The sequence below is a fragment of the Enterobacter sp. EGD-HP1 genome (genome assembly GCF_000733275.2).
Classification (GTDB): domain Bacteria; phylum Pseudomonadota; class Gammaproteobacteria; order Enterobacterales; family Enterobacteriaceae; genus Enterobacter.
In genome coordinates this window covers 773,560-797,597 of sequence record NZ_AVOP01000001.1, presented here as the reverse complement: position 1 = coordinate 797,597, position 24,038 = coordinate 773,560, and the positions used below count along the sequence as shown (strand labels likewise).

Here is a 24,038-nt window from a genome sequence, read left to right as displayed (position 1 = left end):
TTTTTCTCCCGCCGGTAACGACACCTTCAGCGCCTTCCACGCCGGACGATAATCCCCGCGCGCGTTGACCTTCAGGTTAATGGTTGCACCGTCGCACACCATTTCCCACTCCACCCACAGCGCACTGCCGTTCTGGTAGCCCCAGCTTTCGCCGTCGTCTTCAAACAGCATGCCGGAGGTTGTCCCGACGCCTTTTACCGGGAACAGCTTCATCTCGCGTGCCGTATCTTTTTCGGCACTCACATGCGTGATGCGCTCGCTCAGCGGCAGACCGGCTCCCGCACGCACCAGCAGCGGCAGTTTTTCCAGCGGCGCATCGAGGACGACTGATTGTCCGCCCGCATACCACGCGTGGGTGTAAAAATCGTACCAGCCGGTGGCGTTATCCGGCAGCCAGACGCGGCGCTCGCGCTGCCCGGCTTCGACGACGCTGGCGACCAGCAGGTCGCGGCCCAGCAGGAAGTCATCGCACTCTTCAAAGGTCTGGGCATCGTGCTCGTGATCGAGGAAGGTCGGGCGCAGCATCGGCTCGTCGTCGGCGTGCGCCTGCCAGAGCAGGGTGTAGAGGTACGGCAGCAGGCGGTAGCGCAGCTCAACCGCACCGCGAATGGCTGGCGTGACGCCCGGGTACATCCACGGCTCGTTCACGGTGTGGTCATCGTTCCACGAGTGAATGGTAAAGCGCGGGTGCATCACGCCGTTCTGCACCCAGCGCACGAACAGCTCGGCGTCCGGCTTGTCGCCGGAGAAACCACCGACGTCGTGACCGACGTTGAACAGCCCGGACAGGCTCATGCCCAGCCCCATGCGGATGTTGTAGCGCAGGGTGTCCCAGTTGGTGCGGTTGTCGCCGCTCCATGTCTGAACGTAGCGCTGCATCCCGGCGCAGCCGGAGCGGGAGATCAGATACGGACGTTTCTCCGGCGCAAAGCGCTGCTGCGCTTCCAGCGAGGCACGCATCATCAGCAGCGGCATCACCGGGCGAATGTGCTTAATGGCGATTTCCTTGCCGAAGCCAAAGCAGCGGGCTTCCCCGTCCCACACTTCATATTCGTTGTTATCGTTCCAGGTGGAGTCGATGCCCATCTCCAGCAGCTGCGTGGTGACGCCGTTCTGCCACCACTGCACCGTCTGCGGGTTGGTAAAGTCGAGGTGCGAGCCTTCGTCATCCCAGAAGCTGGAACGTTCCGGCGCATCGGTTTCTGAATCGCGAATAAACAGGCCGCTCTCCGCCACTTCGTTATAGCGCGGATGGTCCTGCAGCAGGCACGGCTTGATGTTGGCCGCAAGCTTGAGCCCCGCGTCGTGGAACGCCTGGCTCATCACCTTCGGCTGCGGCACCTTGTCATAGTTCCAGTTGAAGACGTAGCGCTTGCCGTTGATGGAGGTATAGCCGGAGGAGAGCTGGAACGAGTCGCACGGAATGGCGTGCTCTTCGCACAGGCGGATGAAGTTCATCAGCTGGTTTTGCGCGTCCGGCGCGTCGGTGTAGTGCATGGTCGAGCCGCTGTAGCCCAGGCTCCACTTCGGTCCGAACAGGGTTTTTCCGGTCAGGCGCACGAAGGCTTTGGTGACGTCCAGCACGCGCTTGCCGGTAAAGATGTAGTAATCGATATCGCCCGCTTCCGCCTGCCAGCGACGGTAGGCGGTGTGGTAGTTGTCGATTTCGTTACCCAGATCCAGCCAGCAGCTGCTCAGGTTGTCATAGAACAGGCCGTAGCTGACGTCGTCGCGGCGGGCGATGGTGAACGGAATGTGCTTGTAGAGCGGGTCGGTGCTGGCCGCGTTGTACCCCATGGCGTCGAGGTTGCGCATCTCATAGCGCTTGCCGTTGCGCTGCAGATCGCCCGCTTTTTCGCCCAGGCCGTAGAAACGCTCGTCCTTGCGGCGGCTGAGGTAGTGCGCCACGCCGTCGCCGTGGGCGTTCAGCAGGTAGGCGCTGGTCGGGCGGTCGTTGACCAGCGGCTGCCACTCGCCCGCCTCATTGCGGTAGTGCCACTCCAGCCACAGCGGCTGGTGGACGGTCACGCGCAGCCGTTCGGTGGCCACGGTTAGCGTCTCATCCTGCCGCGTCAGGGTCCAGGCCGGGCAGGAGAAGCCGCTTATGTCGTCACGACGGCGGCCTTCCCAGGGTACGTCTTTTTCCGGCGCAATGCTCCAGGTGCGGTCCAGCGCCAGCTCGCCTTTGCGTTTGATCAGCACGCGGAACAGGTTCTCTTCCAGTACGTACAGGCACAGGCGGTGCTGGTTATCGACCAGCAGTTCCAGATGGTTTGCCGACTGCGTATCAAGGGTCCAGTTTTTCAGGGTTTTCATATGCAATACATCCACTATCAGGCGCGCTTGGCGCGACGTTCAGCAATAAATGCTACCAGGAAGACAGCGCCAATCAGGTCAAAGAAGCCCATGGCAATAAAGAGCGGGTTAAAGCCGATTTTGTCGGCGGTCACACCGATTAACAGCGAGAACAGGAAGCTGGCGATCCACGCCGCAGAGCCGCGCATGCCGTTGACGGTCGCCATCTGGCCTTTGTCGAACGACTCCACGACCAGGGCGCTCAGCATGCAGGAGATGATCTGGTGCCCGAAGCCGCCGATGGAGATCAGCACGATGGTGATATACGGGTCGCGGGTAATGGCCACGATGCCCAACGAGATCATCAGGAACGCGCCCGTCACGGAGCTGGCAACGACCGAGTTAACGCGCGAGCAGCCGAACAGACGGGTGTACAGACGCGTCAGGTAGCCGCTCGCCACGCTGCCGAGGTCGGCGGCGAGGAACGGCAGCCAGGCAAACATCGCAATCTGCTTCAGGTCCATGCCGTGCTCTTTGGCGAGGTACAGCGGCACCCAGAAGCTCAGCACCGCCCAGGCCGGTTCCGCCATAAAGGCCGGGATGGCGATACCGTAGAAGCGTTTGTTTTTCGAAACGGTTTTCAGCGCGGTCAGGAAGGGCATCCTCACCGCAGGCGGTTCGTTGTCCTGCTTGATGAACGCCAGCTCGTCCTTGCTCAGGTTCGGGTGCTGCTCCGGGTTGTGGTAGAACGCCCACCAGAGGATCACCCACAGCAGCGCCAGCACGCCGGTAAACATAAACGCGCCCTGCCAGCCGAATGACGCGTGAGCAAAGTAGATGATAGGCGGGGCCAGCATCGCGCCGATGGAGAAGCCCACGCCCGCCCAGCCGGCGGCAACGGGTCGCTCTGATTTCGGGAACCATTCGCCGATGGTTTTGGCGTTCGCCGGGGTAGCCGCGGCCTCAGACGCACCCATAAAGAAGCGCAGAATCGCCAGGTGCAGCCAGCTTCCGGCGCCCGCGTGGAAGATACACATCAACGCCCAGATCCCGGCGCAGACCATGAAGCCAATCTTCAGGCCGATGACGTCAATCAGCCAGCCGCACAGGGGCTGGAAGATGGTATAGGCGATCTGGAATGCGCCGACGATCCAGGAGTATTGCTCGGTGGTGATCCCGAGGCTCTCTTTCAGTTCCGGGGCGAGGATCCCGAGCGAGTTTCGGGTGATGTAGTTAACGGTGACGCCAAGTAAGAACAGCACCAGTACGTACCAGCGCAGGTTCTTGATGACGCGACGGGTTTTGCTTGTCGCTACGGTGTTATTGATGTCCTGACTCATTTTACTCTCCACAAGACGGACGGTAAGGGGACGGAGGTTCAGGTGTCACACGGATTTTTATGCCTTTGATTTCTATCCGTTTAAACTGCTTAAGTTGGTATGCAACTAGTATGGAAGTTGTGTGACAAGTTCACCTTAAGGAAGAAAATGAGTGGGCAAAAGTGGATTTTGTGCAAAATTTCTCATAACTGACGTAAACCCTCTGGCATGATGGCCTCTATGTCAGTTATCTACTGATGGATACGCTATGAAAATTTTTTCATTTCGCAAATGGAGCCAGATCACAAAATGGACAAAAGGCTAAAGATCACCGAAATCGCGGCCCGGACGCAGCTGTCGATCAGTACCGTGTCGCGGGTGCTGGCGGGAAAAGCGAATACCAGTGAAAAAGCGCGTGCAAAGGTGCTGGCGTGCGCGCGGGAGCTGGGGGTGATGGACGGCATGGCGGCTGGGCGTCTGCTGCTCAACAGCCTGGTGGTTTTTGCCCCGCAGCGGGCGTTTGACGAGCGGTCCGACATCTTTTACTACCGCGTGATCCAGAGCGTGAGTAAAGGCCTTGCTTCGCACGATGTGCGCCTTCGCTACTGCGCGCTGGAGGAGAACGACAGCGACGCGCAGCTGTTTCTGGCACGCATGAATGAAGCGGACGCCCAGGCGGCAATCCTTCTCGGCATCGACGATCCCCATATTCACGATCTGGCGGTGGACGTGGGTAAACCCTGCATGCTGATTAACTGCCGCGACCGCCACATGCGTCTGCCTGCCGTTGCGCCGGATCATCGCGCGATTGGCGAGCGGGCGGCGGAATATCTGTTCGAGATGGGGCACCGTGAGGTGATGAACGTGCTGTGCCTGCGTCGCTACACCATGGAGCTGCGCCTGTCGGGGATCCGCGACGCCTGGCAGTCCCATAATCTGACGTTCAACGACAAGCGCGATCTGCTGGTGGTGCCCAGCTTCAGCGCGCGCGAAACGGAACAGATGGTCAGCGAGTGGCTTAACCAGCAGAAGGGAAAAGACCTGCCGACGGCGTTTCTGGTCGGCGGCGACTTTATGGCGGCGGGCACCATTAGCGCATTACAAAACCACGGCCTGCGCGTGCCGCAGGACGTGTCGGTCATGAGCATTGACGGGTTTAACCTGGCGGCGATTCAGGATGTTCCATTAACGGCCGTGCACGTTCCTCGCGATGAGCTGGGAACAGAAGCGGTTTATATGCTCCAGCAGCGGCTGATGCGCCCGGACGCGCCGGTGGGGACGTTACTGCTCAACGGTATGCTGGCCGTACGGGAGTCGGTACGGCGGATACGTCAGGGGAAACGACGCACCGCCGTGGAGCGGGAAGGGCTGTACGACAGTTAGACCATGCCCAGCGCGCGCTTGCCGTGGATGTTGAGATCGTTCACGGTAAAGCGGTCCTGCCAGCTTTTTTCATAATCCTCGCGCGGGAAATCTCCCGGCGACGCGCCGGTTTCCAGCGCTTCCTTGACCTTCTTCGCGTAGGCGAGGTTCTTCTCACACATCGGCGCCGCAGGGATGTACATCACGTTGCCCCAGCCCTGCTGATTTTCCACCGGTGCGACGGAGTGGATCACATCGCAGTGCCACCACACCGAATCGCCCGCCTCGAGTGCAGGAATGCTGCTTAATGCCTCGATCAGCAGCGGGTGCCACTTCTCGGAAACCGGCAGCACGCGCCCCGGCGCTACGCCGCACAGCTCGTCCTCCGGCACGTCGTCCAGCAGCGGGCGCAGCAGAATGTAGGCCATCGCTTCCGGGATTGGCACCACGTGCAGCAAGCCCTGACCGGGGATCATATCCGACAGCGCCGTCCAGCCCTGGAAGGTGCGGAACACCGAGCATTTGGTGGTGTTATCGACGGTGTACTCTTCCACTTCGGTACGGTGCGCGGCGTTCCACGGATCGTACTTATCGACGTTGCCGTCAAACACGCGGGCAAAAACTTGTTGATAAGCCGGAAGCAGCCAGCGCTCCAGCGCGCCGGAGTCGGTATGCGCGCCCAGCCCTTTCGAGGTGGTTCCCGGCGGACGGCGGCGGATACGGTCCGGGTAAATCACGCTCACGTCCGGGTCGAACCACTGCTTGCCGTTGCTCTCGAATGTCCATAAACGGTTCAGGAACGACTGCACCTGCGCCATCTCTTCGCTCTGGCGCGCCTGCATTTGCGCCTGTGACCAGTAAATCGGGTAAATCTCCGGCCGGGAGGCCGTCAGGGTGCCGAAGAAGTTATCGCCAGGCCCTTTGTACACGTCGTCAAATTTATTCAGATCGAGGTAGTCGAGCATCGACCGATCCCACGCCAGCGCCTGCTCGCGCGGGAAGTGACCTTTAATCACCGCGCAGCCGCGGCGCTTAACGGCCTCGCGCTGTACGTCGGTGATAGTGCCGTTTTTCACGTCCGCAAACGGAATCACCGGCCAGACGGATTCGCCTTTGTTCTTAAGGGCGTTGATTTCCGCCACGCGGGTGGCAATTTTATCGCTGAGCTTATTAAACACCGCCTGCACGTCGCCGATCTGCGCGCGCAGCTCACGTTTCAACTGACGGATTGCCGCTTTGTGATCCGCTGGCAAAGTTTCACTGGTAAAGGTCATAACCGCCTCGCATCTTTCATTCGAAAGTAAAAATATATACAAGTGATACTTTAAGTTAAAATTAAGTTAATGCAAGTTTAAAAACTTGACGCAAGCCACAGGACGGAAAAAGAGTGAGAGGCCGGAGCGAGGCTCCGGCGAGGAGAGGATCAGACGTCGAACGGGGAGTGGTTGTCGAGCACGGCCTGAATGACGTTCAGCGCGCCCTGATGGTTGTTGTCGTCGGTGCTGTAGTGGCTGATTTCTTTTATGCTCTGCGCCGCGTTACCCATCGCAAAGGAATATTTCACCAGCTTCAGCATCTCGGCATCGTTGCCGCTGTCGCCAATGGCCACGCACGCCTGCGGGGAGATTTTCCAGCGCTTCAGCAGACGGCTAATGCCGTTGGCCTTGTGCAGGCCGGGGATAATTAAATCGACAAAACCAAAGCCGCTGGTGACCGGCTTCATGATGCCGTCCAGGGAGACGTGCAGTTTATCCACCAGATTCGGGATATCGCTATCCGGCAGGTTCAGGGAGAACTTAAACAGCACGTCGTCAATTTCGCGGTAATCGCTGATGCGCTTTAAGCGGTGGTAGTGCTTTGACATCAGCGCCACGAACGCTTCAGGGGCCTGGTCGCTGACGTAGGCACTTTCCAGCCCGCAGGCCACGAAGTTCAGCCCTTTGTCCTTCAGCAGTTCGCCAATCACGATTTGTGATTCATGACGCGTCAGCTCGCCGTGGAAAATCTGTTCGCCGCGATCGAACACCAGCGCGCCGTTTTCCGCCACGAAGGAGATCCTGTCTTTCAGCTCCGGGAAGAAGGAGATGAGCTGGTAATACTGGTTGCCGCTGGCGACCACAAATTCAATGTCGCGGGCTTTAAGCTGCTCAAACTGCGCCTGGAAGCGGTCACGATCGTACTGCTTGGCATCATCAAGGAAAGTTCCGTCCATATCGGTGACGATAACTTTAACGGTCATACTGTGCTCCTGGGTCACTGCTTTTTGAAACATTCTAATAACAAGGTGACGGGGAGCACAAATTTAATTTCGAATGAAAGTCAGAAAGCCGGGTGGCGGCTTCGCCTTACCCGGCCTACGGGGAGACAATGTAGGCCCGGTAAGCGCAGCGCCACCGGGCGTTTTTTTACAGCGTATGCTCAGTACGGGCGATAATATCGTCCTGCGCATCCGGCGACAGGGCGGTGAAGAACGCCGAGTAGCCCGCCACGCGCACCACCAGGTCACGATACTGATCCGGGTGTTTCTTCGCTTCCAGCAGCGTGTCGCGCGAGACGATGTTGTACTGAATATGCCAGCCCTTATGCACCTCGAAGAAGGTGCGCAGCAGCACCATCAGCTTCTGGCGATCGCTGTCGTTTTCCAGCGTCGACGGGTTCAGCTTCTGGTTCAGCAGCACGCCGCCGAGAATCGCTTCCGTCGGCAGTTTCCCTACAGAGCCAATGACCGCCGTCGGGCCGAGGTGGTCCGTACCGGAAGCCGGGCTTGCCCCTTCCGCCAGCGGGGTGTGCGCCTTACGTCCGTCCGGGGTGGCCATCGTCGCCGCGCCAAACGGCACGTTCGCGGAAATGGAAGAGGTACCCGCGTAGTAGTTTCCGCCGATCGGACCACGGCCGTAGCGCGGGTTATGGTACTGCTTCAGCTCTTCAATGTAGGTCTGATAGGCGCGCGTCAGCAGCATATCCACGCTGTCGTCGTCGTTGCCGTACTTCGGCGCGCCGTTGATCAGGCGCTGGCGCAACTGCTCGTGGGTCAGCCCCTCGAAGTCATCCGCCAGCGCGGCCGCCAGCTGCTGCTGACCGATGATGCCCTGTTCGAACACCAGCTTCTTCACCGCCGCCAGGCTGTTGCCGAGGTTGGCGATGCCCACCTGCAGACCGGAGACCCAGTCATACTTCGCGCCGCCCTGCTTGATGCTTTTCGCGCGCTCGATGCAGTCATCTACCAGCGCCGAGCAGAGAATATCGTGGACGTTCTCTTCCAGCATGGTGTCCACCACGTACTCAATCTCGATGGATTTGCGGGTGTAGTAGCGGATCTGGGTATCCCACGCCGCCATCACCTCTTCGAAATTGTCGAAGTTACCGGCAGAGAGCGCTTTTTCCTGCGGGAGGAACACCTTGCCGCTGGTGGCATCGCGGCCGCCTTCCAGCGCGGCGAGCATCACGCGGGCGAAGTTGATAAAGCTCATGCCGGTGCAGCGATAGCCCCATTTACCGCCGACGGCGGTTTCGATGCAGCCAATCGCGGCGTAGTCATAGGCATCGTCTTTCTCGACGCCGAGCTTGATGAATTCCGGGATAACGATTTCATCGTTATTGAACGCCGGCATCCCGAAGCCGCAGCGGATCACCTGCACGCAGGCGTCGAGGAAGTCGTTGCTCATGCCCGCATGGTAGCGCACGCTCAGGTTCGGCTGGGTGGAGCGCAGGCGACCGCAGGATTCCAGAATCGCGTAGGAGAGCGGGTTCACCGCGTCCATCGGCTCGCCGTTGACCAGCTTCTGGCCGCCGATGGTGACGTTCTGGTACAGCGGGCTGCCAGCGGAAGCCTTGGAGTGCGAGCCGGAGCGGATCTTGTTCACTTCCAGCAGCTTCAGCCAGCAGCTGTGCAGCAGCTCGATGGCGTGCTCGCGGTCGAGGCTCTGGTTCAGCTCCACGTCGCGGCGATAGAACGGATAGAGATACTGGTCCATGCGCGCGAAGGAGACGGAGTGGCCGTTGGACTCAATCTGCAGGATCAGCTGGATGAAGTAGCACAGCTGTAGCGCCTGCCAGAAGGTTTTTGGCGGCTCGTGGGCAATCACGTCGCAGTTTTCCGCCATCGCCAGCAGCTCGTTGCGGCGGCTTTCGCGGGTTTCGGTGGACGCCATTTCACGCGGCAGGTCGGCAAAGCGCTTGATGTGCAGGCTCACCGCCTCCAGCACGATATCAATCGCCTTCAGGAACTGGTCGCCGTGCAGGTCTTCCAGCACCGTCAGGTTGATGCGCGAGCGGCGCTCGGCCACCTTAGCGCGCAGGCCGTCGAGACCTTTCTCCAGCACCAGCGGGAAGTTCACTGCCAGGTGCGCGTCGCCGGAGGTCATGTTGCCTTCGGCTTTGATAATGCCGGTTTCCAGCAGGCCTTTCTGCTCGTCGGTGAACATGCCGTAGCAGCGGTCCTGCACCGTCTGGCCGCGCCACCACGGGCAGATCTCATGCAGCACGCGCTTGTTCTCTTCGCTCACCGCAAAGCCTGCGCCCGGGCGGTCCGCCAGATCGTCGATCTCTTTCTCAATCCAGGAGACGGTGTATTCCGGGAAAATCGGCGCGGCGCGCACTTCGCTTGCCTGGTTACCGATAATCAGCTCGTCGTGTTTGATCCAGATGGTGCGTTCAGCCAGGTGATGCGCCAGCGCCAGAGCGCGGCGTACCGGGATCGGCTTGTCCATGTGCTGCTGGTACATTTCGGTGTAGTGCTGTGCGCGCTCGGTACAGACCGGCGGCTTGACGATATGCACCAGCGCCGTTTTGTGCGCTTTAATGCGCTCGCTGAGGGTGTTGAGATTCAGGGTTGTCATAAGTTTATCCTCGTAAGGTCGCGGTTAACCCTTTCTGGCAGGCGTACTGCTGCGCGAAGTCCAGCAGGGCAGGGTTATCCAGCGGTTTGTCAGGGGCAGAGTAGGGTTGGCCGAGCAGGGTGTATTTGTTCATGCCCAGCGTGTGATAGGGCAGAAAATGAATATCCTCGACGCCGAGTTCGTCGGCAGCGAAGTTGGTAATGGCGGTAACGGACGCTTCGTCCGCGTTAAAGCCCTGGATCAGCGGCACGCGGATGGTGATTTTTTTCCCGGCGGCGGCAAGGCGCTTCAGGTTATCCAGGATTCGCTTAGCCGAACCGTCCGTCCACTGCTTGAAGACGTCACCGTCGACGTGCTTCAGGTCGGCGAGGAAGAGATCGACGTAGGGTAATGACGGCTCAATATAGTGCCACGGCACGTGAAGGCAGGTTTCGACGGCGGTGTGGATCCCCTGTTCGTGGCTGGCTTTAAACAGGGCGTGCGCCAGCTCGGGGTTCATAAACGGCTCGCCGCCGGAGAGGGTGATTCCACCGCCGCTGCGGTCGTAGAAGGGTTTGTCGCGCAGTACGGTCGCCATGATCTCGTCGACCTGCTGTTCTTCACCGCAGACGGTGAGCGCCTGAGTCGGGCAGCAGTCGGTGAGGGCATTGAGCGTCTCTTCACTCAGCTTTTCGCGGTGGATGACCAGCCCGTTCAGCGCACGTTCGACACAGCCCGGTGCCGCCTGCTGGCACAGGTCGCAGCCGTCCAGGCACAGACGCGCATCAAACAGCACGTCCCGGCTGCGGGAGCGGCTTTCCGGGTTCTGACACCAGCGACAGCCCAGCGAGCAGCCTTTCAGGAATACCACGGTTCGAATACCGGGGCCGTCGTGGGTAGAGTAACGCTGAATATTGAAGATCATGATTTTGCCTCGCATCTTGCATATGAAGATTAAATGACTTTCGAATGAAAGTTATCTTGATGCAGGTCAACTACTGAGCAGGTTTTGTCGTGATAGGGTAAGTGCAGGCTAAATTTGAGGGTGACATCATGGAACTTTATCTCGACACATCTGACGTTGCGGCAGTTAAAAAGCTGGCGCGTATCTTCCCGCTGGCGGGCGTGACCACCAACCCAAGCATTGTGGCAGCAGGCAAAACGCCGCTCGATGAACTGCTGCCTGCGCTGCACGACGCGCTGGGCGGGAAAGGCCGTCTGTTTGCTCAGGTGATGGCGACTACTGCCGAAGGGATGGTGGAGGACGCGCGCAGGCTGCGCGCCATCATTAACGACCTGGTGGTGAAAGTGCCGGTGACCGCAGAGGGGCTGGCGGCAATCAAGATGCTAAAAGCGGAAGGGATCCCGACGCTGGGTACGGCGGTATACGGTGCCGCGCAGGGGATGCTCTCCGCGCTGGCGGGGGCGGAGTATGTGGCACCCTACGTTAACCGCGTGGACGCGCAGGGCGGGGACGGGATCCAGACCGTGGTTGAACTGCAGCAACTGCTGACATTGCACGCCCCGCAGTCAAAAGTGCTGGCCGCGAGCTTTAAAACGCCGCGTCAGGCGCTGGACTGCCTGCTGGCAGGCTGCGAGTCCATCACGCTGCCGCTGGACGTGGCGCAGCAGTTTATTACCTCTCCGGCCGTGGATGCGGCGATTGTGAAGTTTGAGCAGGACTGGCAGGGCGCGTTTGGACGGACGTCTATCTGATGCTGTTGCCGGGTGGCGCTAACGCTTACCCGGCCTACGTTCGAGCCGTTGTAGGTCGGGTAAGGCGGAGCCGCCACCCGACTTTTTTATTTGCTACAAACCTCACACCCCGGGTTACGCATCAGCTTCATCTCGCGGAACTGGCAGGTCATCGCGTCGTACATCACGATTTTCCCCGCGGCAGGCGTGCCGTAGCGCGCCAGCACCTTGATCGCTTCCATTGCCTGCAATGAACCAATCACGCCGACCAGCGGCGCCATCACGCCCGCCTCAACGCAGGACAGGGCGTTCTCGCCGAACAGGCGGCTCAGGCAGCGGTAGCAGGGTTCGCCTTCCGCGTACGTGAAGACGCTGATTTGCCCCTCCATGCGGATCGCCGCGCCGGAGACCAGCGGGATTTTGTGGGCAAAACAGCCCGCGTTGAGCTGGTTACGGACGGCGACGTTATCGGTGCAGTCCAGCACCAGGTCGTGCTGCGCAATCTGTGCCGACAGCGCGTCGTCATCCAGCATTGCGTCAATCAGGGTGAATTCACAATTAGGGTTAATGCGCGCCAGCGCCGTGCGGGCAGAGTCCACCTTCGGCTGGCCAACCGTCGCGTCGCTGTGCAGCGTCTGGCGCTGCAGGTTGGACACCGATACGGTATCGAAATCCAGCAGCGTCATCCTGCCCACGCCCGCTGCGGCAAGGTACTGCGCGGCGGCGCAGCCAAGCCCGCCGAGACCGACGACCAGCACATTGGCTGCCTTAAGCGCTTCCTGACCCTCGAAGTCAAACCCGCGCAGCACGATCTGGCGGTTGTAGCGCATCATCTCCGGGTCGCTCAGCTCCACCGTCATGTCAGCCTCCGAACAGGTGGTTAAAACGCTCGATCTCAACCCACTCGCCTGCTTCCACATTGCCGCGCTCGCGCTCCAGCACGATAAAACAGTTGCCCTGGCTGAAGGAGCTGAAAATGTGCGAGCCCTGGTGCCCGGTGGTGCTCACGTCGAGCTCGCCGTCGGCGTTGCGCGCCAGAATGCCGCGCTGGAAATCGAGACGGCCCGGGGATTTTTTCAGGCGCGTGGCGGCGCGCACGCGCTGGCGTTCCGGCAGCGGGTTAGCCTTGTTGCCGGAAAGCTTCGCCAGCAGCGGGATAACCAGCTGGTAGAAGGTGAGCGCCGCCGAGACCGGGTTACCCGGCAGGCCGCAGAACCAGCCGTGCGTGAGCTTGCCAAACGCGAACGGTTTGCCCGGCTTGATCGCCAGCTTCCAGAAGGCGATTTCGCCCAGCTCTTCGAGGATGGTTTTGGTGTAATCCGCTTCGCCCACGGAGACGCCGCCCGAGCTGATGACCACGTCGGCGGCGTTATCCGCCTCGATAAACGCGGCGCGCAGTTTTTCCGGATCGTCAGGAATGATGCCGAGGTTAATCACCTCGCAGCCCAGCTGCTCCAGCATCAGGTGTACCGCCAGGCGGTTGGTATCGTAAATCTGGCCGTCCTGCAGCGGCTGGCCCGGAAGCTGCAGCTCGTCGCCGGTTGAGAAAACGGCAACGCGCACCTTACGGATAACGTCAACTTCCGCGATGCCGAGCGAGGCCAGCACTGGCAGTTCACCAACCGTCAGCTTCTGTCCGGCGGCAAAGACCGTTGCGCCAAGGGTGATGTCTTCGCCCGTGCGGCGGATGTTCTGGCCCGCTTTGACGCTGGCGGTAAAACGCACGCCGTCGTCGGTCTGTTCGGTCTCTTCCTGCATCACCACGGCGTCGCAGCCAGCCGGAACCGGCGCGCCGGTCATGATGCGTACGCAGGTGCCCGCAGGCCACTCACCGCTAAACGGCTGCCCCGCAAAGGCTTTACCCGCCACCGGCAGGGCGTTACCCGTCTGGAGATCCGCCAGGCGTACCGCGTAACCGTCCATCGCGGAATTATCAAACCCCGGCACGTTAAGCGGAGAGACGATATCGCGTGCGGCAATACGGCCAAAACAGCGCACGAGGGGCAGCGTCTCAACGTCATGCAGCGGGGAAACTCGGTCAAGCATCTGCGTGAGTGCCGTCTCAAGCGGCATCAGTCCGGCGGTAAAATCCATGGTGGGCTCCTGCGGAGTAACAACGAAAGCGCTCATTATGGCAGAAAAGTGCGGCTAACTGTATGACCCGATGGGTGTACGCTTTACATCACAGTTACGTCTTTCTATATTCAAAAATCATCTGAAGTTTCATCGACGATAATGATATTTATAGAAAAAGCCGCAAATCAGGCTAACGGGTGATGCGAATGGTTAATGCGGTAATCGCAATTCATGGTGGCGCCGGGGCAATCACCCGAGCACAGCTCAGTCCCGAGCAGGAAAAGCGCTATATCGACGCGCTGTACGCCATTGTGGAAACGGGCCAGAGAATGCTGGAAGCGGGCGAAAGCGCGCTGGACGTGGTCACCGAGGCGGTGCGCCTGCTGGAAGAGTGCCCGCTCTTTAATGCCGGAATCGGTTCGGTCTTTACCCGGGATGAAACCCACGAGCTGGATGCCTGCGTGATGGACGGCGTCACCCTGAAGGCGGGCGCCGTGGCGGGCGTGAGTCATCTGCGCAATCCGGTGCTGGCGGCGCGTCTGGTGATGGAGGCGAGCCCGCACGTGCTGCTGACGGGGGCCGGGGCAGAGGCGTTTGCCTTCGAGCACGGGATGGAACCGGTATCGCCGGATCTGTTTTCCACGGAAGAACGCTATCGGCAACTGCTGGAAGCCCGTACGGCGGGCATGACGCAGCTTGACCACACTGCGCCGCTGGATGAAACCACCAAAATGGGCACGGTCGGCGCGGTGGCGCTGGATAAGGCCGGAAACCTCGCGGCGGCGACCTCAACGGGCGGGATGACCAACAAGCTGCCCGGGCGCGTCGGCGATAGCCCGCTGCCGGGCGCCGGCTGCTATGCCAATAACGCGACGGCGGCGGTGTCGTGTACCGGAACCGGGGAAGTGTTTATCCGCGCCCTCGCGGCCTACGACATCACCGCGCTGATGGATTACGGCGGTTTAAGCCTCAGCGAAGCCTGCGAGCGCGTGGTGATGGAGAAACTGCCTGCCCTGGGCGGCGTCGGCGGACTCATTGCGGTGGATCGTGAGGGCAACGTGGCGTTGCCGTTCAACAGTGAAGGCATGTATCGCGCCTGGGGTTATGCCGGTGATGAACCGAGCACGGGCATCTATCGTGAATAAGGGGGCAGCGCGTGCCGCACAGTGAAGAACTGGACAACCGCGAAGTGCTGGCTGTCCAACAACTGAATATTGCGTTTCAGGAAGAGCGGCAGTCCATCCCCGCAGTACAGAATTTATCGTTTTCGCTCAGGCGCGGCGAGACGCTGGCGATTGTGGGTGAATCCGGCTCCGGTAAATCGGTCACCGCGCTGGCGCTGATGCGCCTGCTGGAGCAGACGGGCGGGCAAATCAGCAGTGAGAAAATGCTCCTGCGCCGCCGCAACCGTCAGGTCATTGATTTAAATGAGCTAAGCGGTTCGCAGATGCAGGGCGTACGCGGGGCGGATATTGCGATGATCTTCCAGGAGCCGATGACCTCCCTGAACCCGGTTTTTCCGGTCGGGGAACAAATCGCCGAGTCTATCCGCCTGCACCAGGGGCTGAGCGGCGATGAAGCGCTCAAAGAGGCCCGACGGATGCTGGAGCTGGTGCGCATTCCGGAGGCGCAGGCCATTCTGGGGCGCTACCCGCATCAGCTTTCCGGCGGCATGCGCCAGCGGGTGATGATTGCCATGGCGCTCTCCTGCCGTCCGGCGGTGCTGATTGCCGATGAACCAACGACGGCGCTGGACGTGACGATTCAGGCGCAGATCCTGCAGCTCATCAAAGTACTGCAGCAGGAGATGGAGATGGGGGTGATTTTCATCACCCACGATATGGGCGTGGTCGCCGATATCGCCGATCGGGTGCTGGTGATGCACAAGGGCAGCGCGGTGGAAACCGGCCCGGTCGAGCAGATTTTCCACGCGCCCGTGCATCCTTACACCAAAGCGCTGCTGGCGGCGGTTCCGCGTCTGGGAGCGATGAACGGCAGCGATTTGCCGCGCCGCTTCCCCCTGATTTCTCTTGAGGCGTCCGAGCAGCAGGAAGATGCGCGCGAGCAGGACACCGTGGTGCCGGGCAAGCCCATTCTGGAGGTACGCAATCTGGTCACCCGTTTTCCGCTGCGCAGCGGGGTGTTGAACCGCGTAAAGCGCGAAGTGCACGCGGTGGAAAACGTCAGTTTCGATCTCTGGCCGGGCGAAACGCTGGCGCTGGTGGGGGAGTCCGGCTGCGGTAAATCCACCACCGGGCGCGCGTTGCTCCGTCTGGTGGAATCACAGGAAGGCAGCATTACCTTTAACGGTGAGCGCATTGATACCCTTCCGGACAGCAGGCTGCAGGCGGTGCGGCGGGATATTCAGTTTATTTTCCAGGATCCGTATGCCTCCCTCGATCCGCGCCATACGGTGGGGTATTCGATCATGGAGCCGCTGCGGGTACATAACCTGCTCGACGGCGAAGCGGCACAGCGTCGCGTGGCCTGGCTGCTGGAGCGCGTCGGCCTGAAGCCGGAGCACGCCTGGCGTTATCCGCACGAATTTTCCGGCGGACAGCGGCAGCGTATCTGCATCGCCCGCGCGCTGGCGCTGAACCCGAAAGTGGTGATTGCCGATGAGTCCGTTTCGGCGCTGGATGTCTCTATCCGGGCGCAGATCATCAACTTATTGCTGGATTTACAGCGGGATATGGGCATCGCCTTCCTGTTTATCTCGCACGATATGGCCGTTGTCGAGCGCATCAGCCATCGCGTGGCGGTGATGTTCATGGGGCAGATCGTGGAGATTGGGCCGCGAAGGGCGGTGTTTGAGAACCCGCAGCACCCGTACACCCGCAAGCTTATCGCGGCGGTCCCGGTTGCCGATCCGGCGCACCGTCACGGCCAGCGCGTGCTGCTGCAGGATGAAATGCCGAGCAATATTCGTAAACGCGGCGAGGCCGTCGAGCGCGTGACGCTTCGCGAGGTCGGTCCGGGTCATTTCGTGGCTCCCCCGCGTCAGGACAATGCGTTTTCGCGGTTATAACTTACAACAGGCAGGAGAACACAATGGTTACTTTTGTAGCGCGTAGATGGTTGTTAGCCGCGAGCGTGACGGCAGCCCTGGCCGCTGCCCCCGCGTTCGCTGCCAAAGACGTGGTGGTTGCCGTCGGCTCGAATTTCACCACGCTCGATCCGTATGACGCCAACGACACGCTCTCTCAGGCGGTGGCGAAATCGTTCTATCAGGGCCTTTTCGGTCTGGATAAAGAGATGAAGCTCAAAAACGTGCTGGCGGAGGGGTATACCGTCTCCGACGACGGGCTGGTGTATACCATTAAGCTCCGCTCCGGCGTGAAGTTCCAGGACGGTACCGATTTCAATGCGGAGGCGGTGAAGGTTAACCTCGATCGCGCCAGCAATCCGGAAAATAGCCTCAAGCGCTATAACCTGTATAAAAATATCGCCAGCACCGAGGTGGTCGACCCGGCAACGGTAAAAATCACCCTGAAAGAGCCGTTCTCCGCGTTTATCAATATTCTGGCACACCCGGCAACGGCGATGATTTCCCCCGCCGCGCTGAAGAAATACGGCAAGGAGATCGGCTTCCACCCTGTTGGCACCGGCCCTTACGAACTGCTCACCTGGAACCAGACCGATTTTGTGAAGGTGAAGAAATTCGCGGGTTACTGGCAGAAAGGGTTGCCGAAGCTGGACACCATCACCTGGCGTCCGGTGGTGGATAACAACACCCGCGCGGCGATGCTGCAAACCGGCGAGGCGCAGTTTGCCTTCCCGATCCCGTATGAGCAGGCCGCCATTTTGCAGAAAAACAGCAAGCTGGAGCTGGTCGCCAGCCCGTCTATCATGCAGCGCTACATCAGCATGAACGTCACGCAAAAGCCGTTTGATAACCCGAAGGTGCGTGAGGCGATCAACTACGCCATTAACCGCCAGGCGCTGGTGAAGGTCGCCTTTGCGGGCTATGCCACCCCGGCCACCGGCGTACTGCCTCCTGCTATTGCATATGCCCAGAGCTATCAGCCGTGGCCGTACGATCCGGCCAAAGCGCGCGAGCTGCTGAAAGAGGCGGGCTTCCCGAACGGGTTCAGCACCACGCTGTGGTCGTCGCATAACCACAGTACCGCCCAGAAGGTGCTGCAGTTTACCCAGCAGCAGCTGGCGCAGGTCGGCATCAAGGCGCAGGTGACCGCGATGGATGCCGGACAGCGTGCGGCAGAAGTAGAGGGGAAAGGGCAGAAAGAGAGCGGGGTGCGGATGTTCTATACCGGCTGGTCGGCCTCGACCGGCGAAGCCGACTGGGCGCTGTCGCCGCTATTCGCCTCGCAGAACTGGCCGCCAACCCTGTTCAACACCGCGTTTTACAGCAACCCGCAGGTGGACAAAGACCTGGCCGATGCCCTGAAAACCACCAAACCGGAAGAGAAAGCGCGCCTCTACAAAGACGCGCAGGATATTATCTGGAAAGAGTCACCGTGGGTGCCGCTGGTGGTGGAGAAACTGGTGTCAGCCCATAACAAAGCGTTAACCGGGTTCTACATCATGCCGGACACGGGCTTTAGCTTTGACGATGCGGATTTAAAATAAACCTCATGCTGAATTATGTTTGTAAACGCCTGCTGGGGCTTATTCCGACGCTGCTGATTGTGGCGGTTCTGGTGTTTTTATTTGTCCATATGCTGCCGGGCGATCCGGCGCGCCTGGTTGCCGGGCCCGAAGCGGATGCCACCGTTATTGACATGGTGCGTAAACAGCTTGGCCTCGACCAGCCGCTGTATCTGCAGTTCATCCATTATATCTGCAACGTTCTGCAGGGCGATTTTGGTATCTCGATGGTGTCGCGCCGTCCGGTGTCGGAGGAGATTGCCAGCCGCTTTATGCCGACGTTCTGGTTAACGATTGCCAGCATGAGCTGGGCGGTCTTGTTTGGGCTTGGCGCCGGGATTGTCGCGGCCGTCTGGCGCAACCGCTGGCCGGACAAGCTCGGCATGGCCCTGGCGGTGACCGGCATCTCCTTCCCGGCGTTCGCGCTGGGGATGCTGCTGATGCAGATCTTCTCCGTCGAACTGGGCTGGCTGCCGACCGTCGGGGCCGATACCTGGAAGCATTACATCCTGCCTTCCATGACGCTGGGGGCTGCCGTGTCGGCGGTAATGGCCCGCTTTACCCGCGCCTCGTTCGTTGACGTGCTAAGCGAAGATTATATTCGCACCGCACGGGCGAAAGGGGTTAGCGAGAAGTGGGTCATTCTCAAGCACGGGTTTCGCAATGCGATGATCCCGGTGGTGACGATGATGGGGCTGCAGTTTGGCTTCCTGCTGGGCGGCTCTATCGTCGTGGAGAAGGTCTTCAACTGGCCGGGGCTGGGACGCCTGCTGGTCGATTCCGTCGAGATGCGCGACTACCCGGTCATTCAGGCGGAAGTCCTGCTTTTCTCGCTGGAGTTTATCCTTATCAACTTAGTGGTGGACGTGCTCTACGCCGCCATTAACCCGGCCATCAGGTACAAGTAAGATGCGATTGTTGAACTGGCGACGTCAGGCCGTTTTAAACGCTATGCCGGGGCTCAAACCGGAACATATCCGCACGCCGTGGTCCGAATTCTGGCGGCGTTTTCGCCGTCAGCCGGTCGCAATGGCGGCGGGGCTGTTTGTGCTGCTGCTGATTGCGGTGGCGATCGTTGCGCCGTGGGTGGCGCCGTTTGATGCGGAAAACTATTTTGACTACGACCGTCTGAACGACGGACCCTCAATGCTGCACTGGTTCGGCGTGGACTCCCTCGGGCGCGATATCTTCAGCCGCGTGCTGGTCGGGGCGCAGATCTCGCTCGCCGCCGGGGTGTTCGCGGTGCTGATCGGCGCGGCCATCGGTACCGTGCTGGGTCTGGTTGCCGGGTATTACGAAGGCTGGTGGGACCGCATCATTATGCGCATCTGCGATGTGCTGTTTGCCTTCCCCGGCATTCTGCTGGCGATAGCGGTGGTGGCAATAATGGGCAGCGGCATGGCGAACGTTATTATCGCGGTGGCGGTCTTTTCGATTCCGGCGTTCGCGCGCCTGGTGCGCGGCAACACGCTGGTGCTGAAGCAGCAGACCTTTATCGAATCCGCCCGCAGCATGGGGGCCAGCGACGCCACGATCCTGTTCAGCCATATTCTGCCGGGTACGGTGTCGTCCATCGTGGTCTATTTCACCATGCGTATCGGCGTGTCGATTATCTCGGCGGCCAGCCTGTCGTTTCTGGGGTTAGGGGCGCAGCCTCCAACGCCGGAGTGGGGCGCCATGCTGAACGAGGCGAGGGCGGATATGGTGATTGCACCGCACGTGGCCATCTTCCCGAGCCTGGCGATTTTCCTGACCGTGCTGGCGTTTAACCTGCTGGGTGACGGGCTGCGCGACGCGCTGGATCCGAGGATTAAGGGGTAGGGCAGTGAAATGTGCCGGGTGGCGGCTACGCCTTACCCGGCCTACAACAGAGGGGGAGATTAAACCCGGCTACCCCACAGGTCATACTCGTCCGCGTTTTCAACCTTCACGCGAATAATATCACCTGGCTTAACGCTGGTTTCGCCGTTCAGGTACACCGCGCCGTCGATTTCAGGGGCATCCGCCATGCTGCGGCCAATCGCGCCCTCTTCGTCCACTTCGTCGATAATCACCAGAATTTCGCGGCCCACTTTCTCCTGCAAGCGTTCAGCAGAGATCTGCTGCTGCAGCTGCATGAAGCGGTTCCAGCGCTCTTCTTTCACCTCTTCCGGCACCTGGTCCGCCAGCTCGTTGGCGGTTGCGCCTTCTACCGGGCTGTACTTGAAGCAGCCTACGCGGTCCAGACGGGCTTCTTTCAGGAAGTCGAGCAGCATCTGGAAGTCTTCTTCGGTTTCACCCGGGAAGCCGACGATGAAGGTGGAGCGCAGGGTCAGATCCGGGCAGATCTCGCGCCACTGCTTGATGCGCGCCAGCTGGCGATCAACGGAGCCAGGTCGCTTCATCAGCTTCAGAATACGCGGGCTGGCGTGCTGCAGCGGGATATCCAGGTACGGCAGAATTTTGCCTTCCGCCATCAGCGGGATCACGTCGTCAACGTGCGGGTATGGATAGACGTAGTGCAGACGCGTCCAGATACCAAGCTTAGACAGCTGTTCGCACAGGCCCACCATGCTGGTTTTCACCGGCTCGCCGTTGTGGAAACCAGAGCGATGCTTAACGTCCACGCCGTAGGCGGAGGTATCCTGGGAGATGACCAGCAGCTCCTTTACGCCCGCATCGGCCAGACGTTTAGCTTCCGCCAGCACTTCACCAATCGGACGGCTCACCAGATCGCCACGCATGGACGGGATGATGCAGAAGGTGCAGCGATGGTTACAGCCTTCGGAAATTTTCAGGTACGCGTAGTGGCGCGGCGTCAGCTTCACGCCCTGTTCCGGCACCAGGCTCAGGAACGGGTTGTGCTTTGGTTTTGGCACGTAGTGATGAACATGTTGCAGCACCTGCTCGTAGCTGTGCGGGCCGGTGATCTCCAGCACCTTCGGGTGCACTTCGCGGATCTGGTCTTCTTTCGCGCCCAGACAGCCGGTGACGATCACTTTGCCGTTTTCCGTCAGGGCTTCACCGATGGCTTCCAGTGACTCCTGAACCGCGCTGTCGATAAACCCGCAGGTATTCACGATCACCATATCGGCGTTGTCGTAGCTTGGCACCACGTCATAGCCCTCGGTGCGCAGTTCGGTCAGGATGCGTTCTGAATCCACCAGGTTTTTCGGGCAGCCCAGGGAGACGAAGCCGATTTTCGGCTGGTGCGTAACATTGCTCATAGGTTAAAAATTCATCAATTATGGAGTTATCAGGGCGGGATTTTACAGCGTATCGCGGGGGATTTATACACTCTTTGCAAGGCGGATGCGTCGGGCAGACGTTGTAACATTGTAAATAATGTTAATCAGTTAATAAAAATTGATCCCAGGCATTAAACTGTACAAAAAATGTACTTATCCTGATTATGCACAATGGCTGACAGAGGAGGAAAGAGCATGACCGTTGACAGACTAAAACGCGATCTGCTTAACAAGCTGATCAACGCCCGAATCGACCTGGCCGCGTACCTGCAGTTGAGGAAGGCAAAAGGGTATATGTCAGTCAGCGAAAGCGAACATCTGCGTGATAACCTGTTTGAACTTTGCAATTTCATGCGTGAAAAAGCACCGACCCTGAAGGCGAAATACGGCGAAAGTGAGCTAATCGCCCTGCGCCGCGCCGCTGAGGTGCTCTCAATTGCTGGGGTATGTTTGATGAATGGACGCCACGACTGCCCGAATTTTATCGCTGTTAACGCGGAGAAGCTTGAAAACTGCCTGACCACGCTCTCTCTATGCATCATGTGCCTGAACGAGCACGAGAAGCTTGAACAGCACTGAGACCAGGGGGAGGCAACTCCCCCTTCTGATTAAGCTTTTGTAAAAGTGGTAACGCGCCCGGATGCAGTGGCTAACCTTTATGCCATATGTCAATAAAGGAGCGCGTTATGCCTCGATCCTCGCTAATTTCCCTGCCTGCGTTGTTCATTCCGTTTTCGCTTCTTGCTGCCCCAGAGGCGGTCAAGGTCGAGGTGCTGCAAAATAAACTCGATCACCCCTGGTCTCTGGCGTTTCTGCCGGACAATAAAGGACTGCTGGTGACCCTGAAGGGCGGTCAGCTCAAACGCTGGCAGGCCGGAAAAGGGCTGTCCGATCCGATTGTCGGCGTGCCGAAGGTCTGGGCAAACGGTCAGGGAGGATTACTGGACGTGGTCCTCGCCCCGGATTTTGAACAATCGCGCCGCATCTGGCTGAGCTTCGCCGAGGCCGGGAATGACGGCAAAGCCGGCACGGCGGTGGGCTATGGCCGATTGAGCGACGACTTTACGCGCATTGAAGCCTTCCAGGTGGTGTTCCGCCAGATGCCGAAACTCTCTACCGGTAACCATTTTGGTGGGCGACTGGTGTTCGACGGCAAAGGCGCGCTCTTTATCGGACTCGGCGAGAACAACCAGCGTCCGACGGCGCAGGATCTGGATAAATTGCAGGGTAAAGTGGTGCGCCTCACCGAGGACGGCAAAGTGCCGCCGGATAACCCCTTTGTGAATACCCCCGGCGCGCGGCCCGAAATCTGGTCTTACGGTATTCGCAACCCGCAGGGGATGGCGATGAATCCCTGGAGCGACGCGCTGTGGCTGAACGAGCACGGCCCGCGCGGCGGGGATGAGATCAACATCCCGGAGAAAGGAAAGAACTACGGCTGGCCGCTGGCGACGCACGGCATTAACTACAGCGGTCTGAAAATTCCGGAAGCCAAAGGCGAGCACGTTGAGGGAACCGAAAAACCGCTGTTCGTCTGGAAAGTGTCACCTGCCGTGAGCGGCATGGCGTTCTACAACAGCGACGTTTTCCCGCAGTGGAAAAACAAGCTGTTTATTGGGGCGCTGAAGGAAAAGGACGTTATCGTGCTGAGCGTGGACGGCAATAAGGTAACGGAGGACGGGCGAATTCTGGGCGACCGGAATCAACGTATTCGTGATGTGCGGGTGGGGCCGGACGGCTATTTATATGTGCTGACCGACGAGACGGACGGGCAGCTGTTGAAAGTCAGCCCGTCCGGCGCGTGATCAGGTGACCGGGATCATTACCACGTTGCGGTATGCCGGGCGATCGCTCAGCTGTTTTAGCCAGCGCTCAAGGTGAGGGCGCGGCGTCCACGTCAGGCCCATATTGGTCAGGTTCCAGACGAACGGCGCCACGGCAATATCGCCCACGCCGAACGCCTCACCGGAGAACCAGGCGTGCTTCGCCAGCTCGTCATCCATCATCGCAAACAGGTTTTCGCACGCGTCCTGAGCGGCATGAATGGCCGGATAGTCGCGCTCGGCTTCCGGCGTACGGATAAGCCCCATCAGGATCACGCGGTGGGTTGGCGATAGGGTCTGATTCGCCCAGTCCATCCACTTTTCACCCTGGGCGCGACGGGCCGGGCTTTCTACCCACAGGCGGCCCTGACCATACTGGGCGGCGAGGTAACGCACAATGGTGTTGGATTCCCAAAGCGTCGCGTCTGTTTCATCATCGCGCAGCAGCGGCACCAGGCCGTTCGGGTTCATGGCCAGATAGTCGGCCTCTTTGTTCACGCCGAACGACATGCCGGCCATGATTTGATTGAACGGTAAATCCAGCTCTTCCAGCGTCCAGAGCACTTTTTTAACGTTGGTCGAGTTGTTCCTGCCCCAAAGCGTAATCATATTTACTCCTGATGAGATGTGAATCCGGGTCAGCTTTCGCCATGGTGAGATAAACCTAACAATTACGCAACAGAAGACAAAAAAATCGTCTTAATCAAAGCGTATCTGAATGTTATTGCATAAACTTTAATAACTTTACCCTCGTTGGGTTTCTTTAACCGTTTTAGTGCGCTATTACTCATCGCTTCTTGCGACACGGTGATGTGA

19 protein-coding genes are annotated in these 24,038 nt (G+C 59.6%); 9 read left to right on the top strand and 10 right to left on the bottom strand.

The features are described from left to right. Both N037_RS03955 and N037_RS03950 read right to left on the bottom strand, forming a co-directional pair. Positions 1 to 2,316, bottom strand: a 2,316-nt coding sequence (locus N037_RS03955) for a glycoside hydrolase family 31 protein (RefSeq protein WP_032639092.1), incomplete at its 3' end; no start/stop codon positions are given. A gap of 17 nt (positions 2,317 to 2,333) precedes the next feature. Beyond that, positions 2,334 to 3,635: an MFS transporter gene (locus N037_RS03950; RefSeq protein WP_032639090.1), complete on the bottom strand. Its 1,302-nt coding sequence runs from the start codon at positions 3,633 to 3,635 to the stop codon at positions 2,334 to 2,336. Between the two features lie 288 nt (positions 3,636 to 3,923). Between N037_RS03950 and N037_RS03945 the strand changes: the two genes are divergently transcribed. Continuing rightward, positions 3,924 to 4,997 (top strand): LacI family DNA-binding transcriptional regulator, encoded by a 1,074-nt coding sequence (locus tag N037_RS03945; protein WP_023335030.1) that lies wholly within the window; start codon positions 3,924 to 3,926, stop codon positions 4,995 to 4,997. Here the strand turns inward: N037_RS03945 and N037_RS03940 are convergent. The 4 genes from N037_RS03940 to N037_RS03925 all read right to left on the bottom strand — a co-directional run bounded on the left by N037_RS03940 (position 4,994) and on the right by N037_RS03925 (position 10,718). Beyond that, positions 4,994 to 6,250 carry a DUF1479 domain-containing protein gene (locus N037_RS03940; RefSeq protein ID WP_032639089.1) on the bottom strand — a complete coding sequence of 419 codons (1,257 nt, stop codon included), beginning with the start codon at positions 6,248 to 6,250 and terminating at the stop codon, positions 4,994 to 4,996. The two genes, N037_RS03945 and N037_RS03940, sit on opposite strands and share 4 nt — an antisense overlap. 149 nt (positions 6,251 to 6,399) lie before the next feature. After that, positions 6,400 to 7,215: a Cof-type HAD-IIB family hydrolase gene (locus N037_RS03935; RefSeq protein WP_032639087.1), complete on the bottom strand. Its 816-nt coding sequence runs from the start codon at positions 7,213 to 7,215 to the stop codon at positions 6,400 to 6,402. A gap of 166 nt (positions 7,216 to 7,381) precedes the next feature. Next, on the bottom strand, positions 7,382 to 9,814 hold the full coding sequence (locus N037_RS03930; RefSeq protein WP_032639085.1) for a formate C-acetyltransferase/glycerol dehydratase family glycyl radical enzyme: 2,433 nt from the start codon (positions 9,812 to 9,814) through the stop codon (positions 7,382 to 7,384). A 4-nt stretch (positions 9,815 to 9,818) separates the two neighbouring features. After that, positions 9,819 to 10,718: a glycyl-radical enzyme activating protein gene (locus N037_RS03925; protein WP_032639083.1), complete on the bottom strand. Its 900-nt coding sequence runs from the start codon at positions 10,716 to 10,718 to the stop codon at positions 9,819 to 9,821. A 128-nt stretch (positions 10,719 to 10,846) separates the two neighbouring features. Here N037_RS03925 and fsa point away from each other — a divergent pair, with 128 nt between their 5' ends. Continuing rightward, positions 10,847 to 11,509 carry a fructose-6-phosphate aldolase gene (fsa, locus tag N037_RS03920; RefSeq protein WP_032639081.1) on the top strand — a complete coding sequence of 221 codons (663 nt, stop codon included), beginning with the start codon at positions 10,847 to 10,849 and terminating at the stop codon, positions 11,507 to 11,509. A gap of 86 nt (positions 11,510 to 11,595) precedes the next feature. Here fsa and moeB read toward each other — a convergent pair whose 3' ends face one another. Beyond that, positions 11,596 to 12,348: a molybdopterin-synthase adenylyltransferase MoeB gene (gene moeB / locus N037_RS03915; RefSeq protein WP_023335036.1), complete on the bottom strand. Its 753-nt coding sequence runs from the start codon at positions 12,346 to 12,348 to the stop codon at positions 11,596 to 11,598. A gap of 1 nt (position 12,349) precedes the next feature. Continuing rightward, a complete protein-coding gene (gene moeA / locus N037_RS03910) occupies positions 12,350 to 13,582 on the bottom strand; it encodes a molybdopterin molybdotransferase MoeA (protein ID WP_032639079.1) in 1,233 nt (410 codons plus the stop codon). A gap of 188 nt (positions 13,583 to 13,770) precedes the next feature. Here moeA and iaaA point away from each other — a divergent pair, with 188 nt between their 5' ends. From iaaA to gsiD, 5 genes are read left to right on the top strand one after another with little or no spacing between them, the layout of a single operon-like run. Next, positions 13,771 to 14,709, top strand: a complete 939-nt coding sequence (gene iaaA, locus N037_RS03905; RefSeq protein WP_032639150.1) for a beta-aspartyl-peptidase — start codon at positions 13,771 to 13,773, stop codon at positions 14,707 to 14,709. Between the two features lie 11 nt (positions 14,710 to 14,720). Beyond that, positions 14,721 to 16,592: a glutathione ABC transporter ATP-binding protein GsiA gene (gene gsiA / locus N037_RS03900; RefSeq protein WP_032639076.1), complete on the top strand. Its 1,872-nt coding sequence runs from the start codon at positions 14,721 to 14,723 to the stop codon at positions 16,590 to 16,592. Positions 16,593 to 16,615: 23 nt separating this feature from the next. Further along, positions 16,616 to 18,154, top strand: coding sequence for a glutathione ABC transporter substrate-binding protein GsiB (gene gsiB, locus N037_RS03895; protein ID WP_023335040.1), 1,539 nt, complete (start codon positions 16,616 to 16,618; stop codon positions 18,152 to 18,154). Positions 18,155 to 18,159: 5 nt separating this feature from the next. Further along, the gene (gsiC, locus tag N037_RS03890) at positions 18,160 to 19,080 is read left to right on the top strand and encodes a glutathione ABC transporter permease GsiC (RefSeq protein ID WP_023335041.1); all 921 of its coding nucleotides are present in this window, start codon (positions 18,160 to 18,162) and stop codon (positions 19,078 to 19,080) included. A gap of 1 nt (position 19,081) precedes the next feature. After that, positions 19,082 to 19,993, top strand: coding sequence for a glutathione ABC transporter permease GsiD (gene gsiD / locus N037_RS03885; RefSeq protein WP_023335042.1), 912 nt, complete (start codon positions 19,082 to 19,084; stop codon positions 19,991 to 19,993). A gap of 59 nt (positions 19,994 to 20,052) precedes the next feature. On the opposite strand, the gene rimO is transcribed toward gsiD, so the two are convergent. Beyond that, entirely contained in the window at positions 20,053 to 21,378 is a 1,326-nt protein-coding gene (gene rimO / locus N037_RS03880; RefSeq protein WP_032639074.1) for a 30S ribosomal protein S12 methylthiotransferase RimO, read from the bottom strand. Between the two features lie 216 nt (positions 21,379 to 21,594). Between rimO and bssR the strand changes: the two genes are divergently transcribed. Together bssR and N037_RS03870 are read left to right on the top strand one after the other, a co-directional pair. Beyond that, positions 21,595 to 21,978 (top strand): biofilm formation regulator BssR, encoded by a 384-nt coding sequence (gene bssR / locus N037_RS03875; RefSeq protein ID WP_023310914.1) that lies wholly within the window; start codon positions 21,595 to 21,597, stop codon positions 21,976 to 21,978. A gap of 107 nt (positions 21,979 to 22,085) precedes the next feature. Further along, complete coding sequence (locus N037_RS03870) at positions 22,086 to 23,204, top strand: PQQ-dependent sugar dehydrogenase (protein WP_032639072.1); 1,119 nt, start codon at positions 22,086 to 22,088, stop codon at positions 23,202 to 23,204. Here N037_RS03870 and N037_RS03865 read toward each other — a convergent pair whose 3' ends face one another. Further along, positions 23,205 to 23,831: a glutathione S-transferase family protein gene (locus N037_RS03865; RefSeq protein WP_032639070.1), complete on the bottom strand. Its 627-nt coding sequence runs from the start codon at positions 23,829 to 23,831 to the stop codon at positions 23,205 to 23,207. It lies immediately after the preceding gene. Positions 23,832 to 24,038: the final 207 nt, after the last annotated feature.

Coding starts and splice junctions, on each gene's coding strand:
- gsiB (WP_023335040.1), top strand. CDS start 16,616: ATGGTTACTTTTGTAGCGCGTAGATGGTTGTTAGCCGCGAGCGTGACG.
- N037_RS03945 (WP_023335030.1), top strand. CDS start 3,924: ATGGACAAAAGGCTAAAGATCACCGAAATCGCGGCCCGGACGCAGCTG.
- gsiC (WP_023335041.1), top strand. CDS start 18,160: ATGCTGAATTATGTTTGTAAACGCCTGCTGGGGCTTATTCCGACGCTG.
- N037_RS03925 (WP_032639083.1), bottom strand. CDS start 10,718: ATGATCTTCAATATTCAGCGTTACTCTACCCACGACGGCCCCGGTATT.
- rimO (WP_032639074.1), bottom strand. CDS start 21,378: ATGAGCAATGTTACGCACCAGCCGAAAATCGGCTTCGTCTCCCTGGGC.
- N037_RS03950 (WP_032639090.1), bottom strand. CDS start 3,635: ATGAGTCAGGACATCAATAACACCGTAGCGACAAGCAAAACCCGTCGC.
- N037_RS03865 (WP_032639070.1), bottom strand. CDS start 23,831: ATGATTACGCTTTGGGGCAGGAACAACTCGACCAACGTTAAAAAAGTG.
- N037_RS03930 (WP_032639085.1), bottom strand. CDS start 9,814: ATGACAACCCTGAATCTCAACACCCTCAGCGAGCGCATTAAAGCGCAC.
- iaaA (WP_032639150.1), top strand. CDS start 13,771: ATGGTTAATGCGGTAATCGCAATTCATGGTGGCGCCGGGGCAATCACC.
- gsiD (WP_023335042.1), top strand. CDS start 19,082: ATGCGATTGTTGAACTGGCGACGTCAGGCCGTTTTAAACGCTATGCCG.
- bssR (WP_023310914.1), top strand. CDS start 21,595: ATGACCGTTGACAGACTAAAACGCGATCTGCTTAACAAGCTGATCAAC.
- N037_RS03940 (WP_032639089.1), bottom strand. CDS start 6,250: ATGACCTTTACCAGTGAAACTTTGCCAGCGGATCACAAAGCGGCAATC.
- N037_RS03870 (WP_032639072.1), top strand. CDS start 22,086: ATGCCTCGATCCTCGCTAATTTCCCTGCCTGCGTTGTTCATTCCGTTT.
- fsa (WP_032639081.1), top strand. CDS start 10,847: ATGGAACTTTATCTCGACACATCTGACGTTGCGGCAGTTAAAAAGCTG.
- N037_RS03935 (WP_032639087.1), bottom strand. CDS start 7,215: ATGACCGTTAAAGTTATCGTCACCGATATGGACGGAACTTTCCTTGAT.
- moeB (WP_023335036.1), bottom strand. CDS start 12,348: ATGACGGTGGAGCTGAGCGACCCGGAGATGATGCGCTACAACCGCCAG.
- moeA (WP_032639079.1), bottom strand. CDS start 13,582: ATGGATTTTACCGCCGGACTGATGCCGCTTGAGACGGCACTCACGCAG.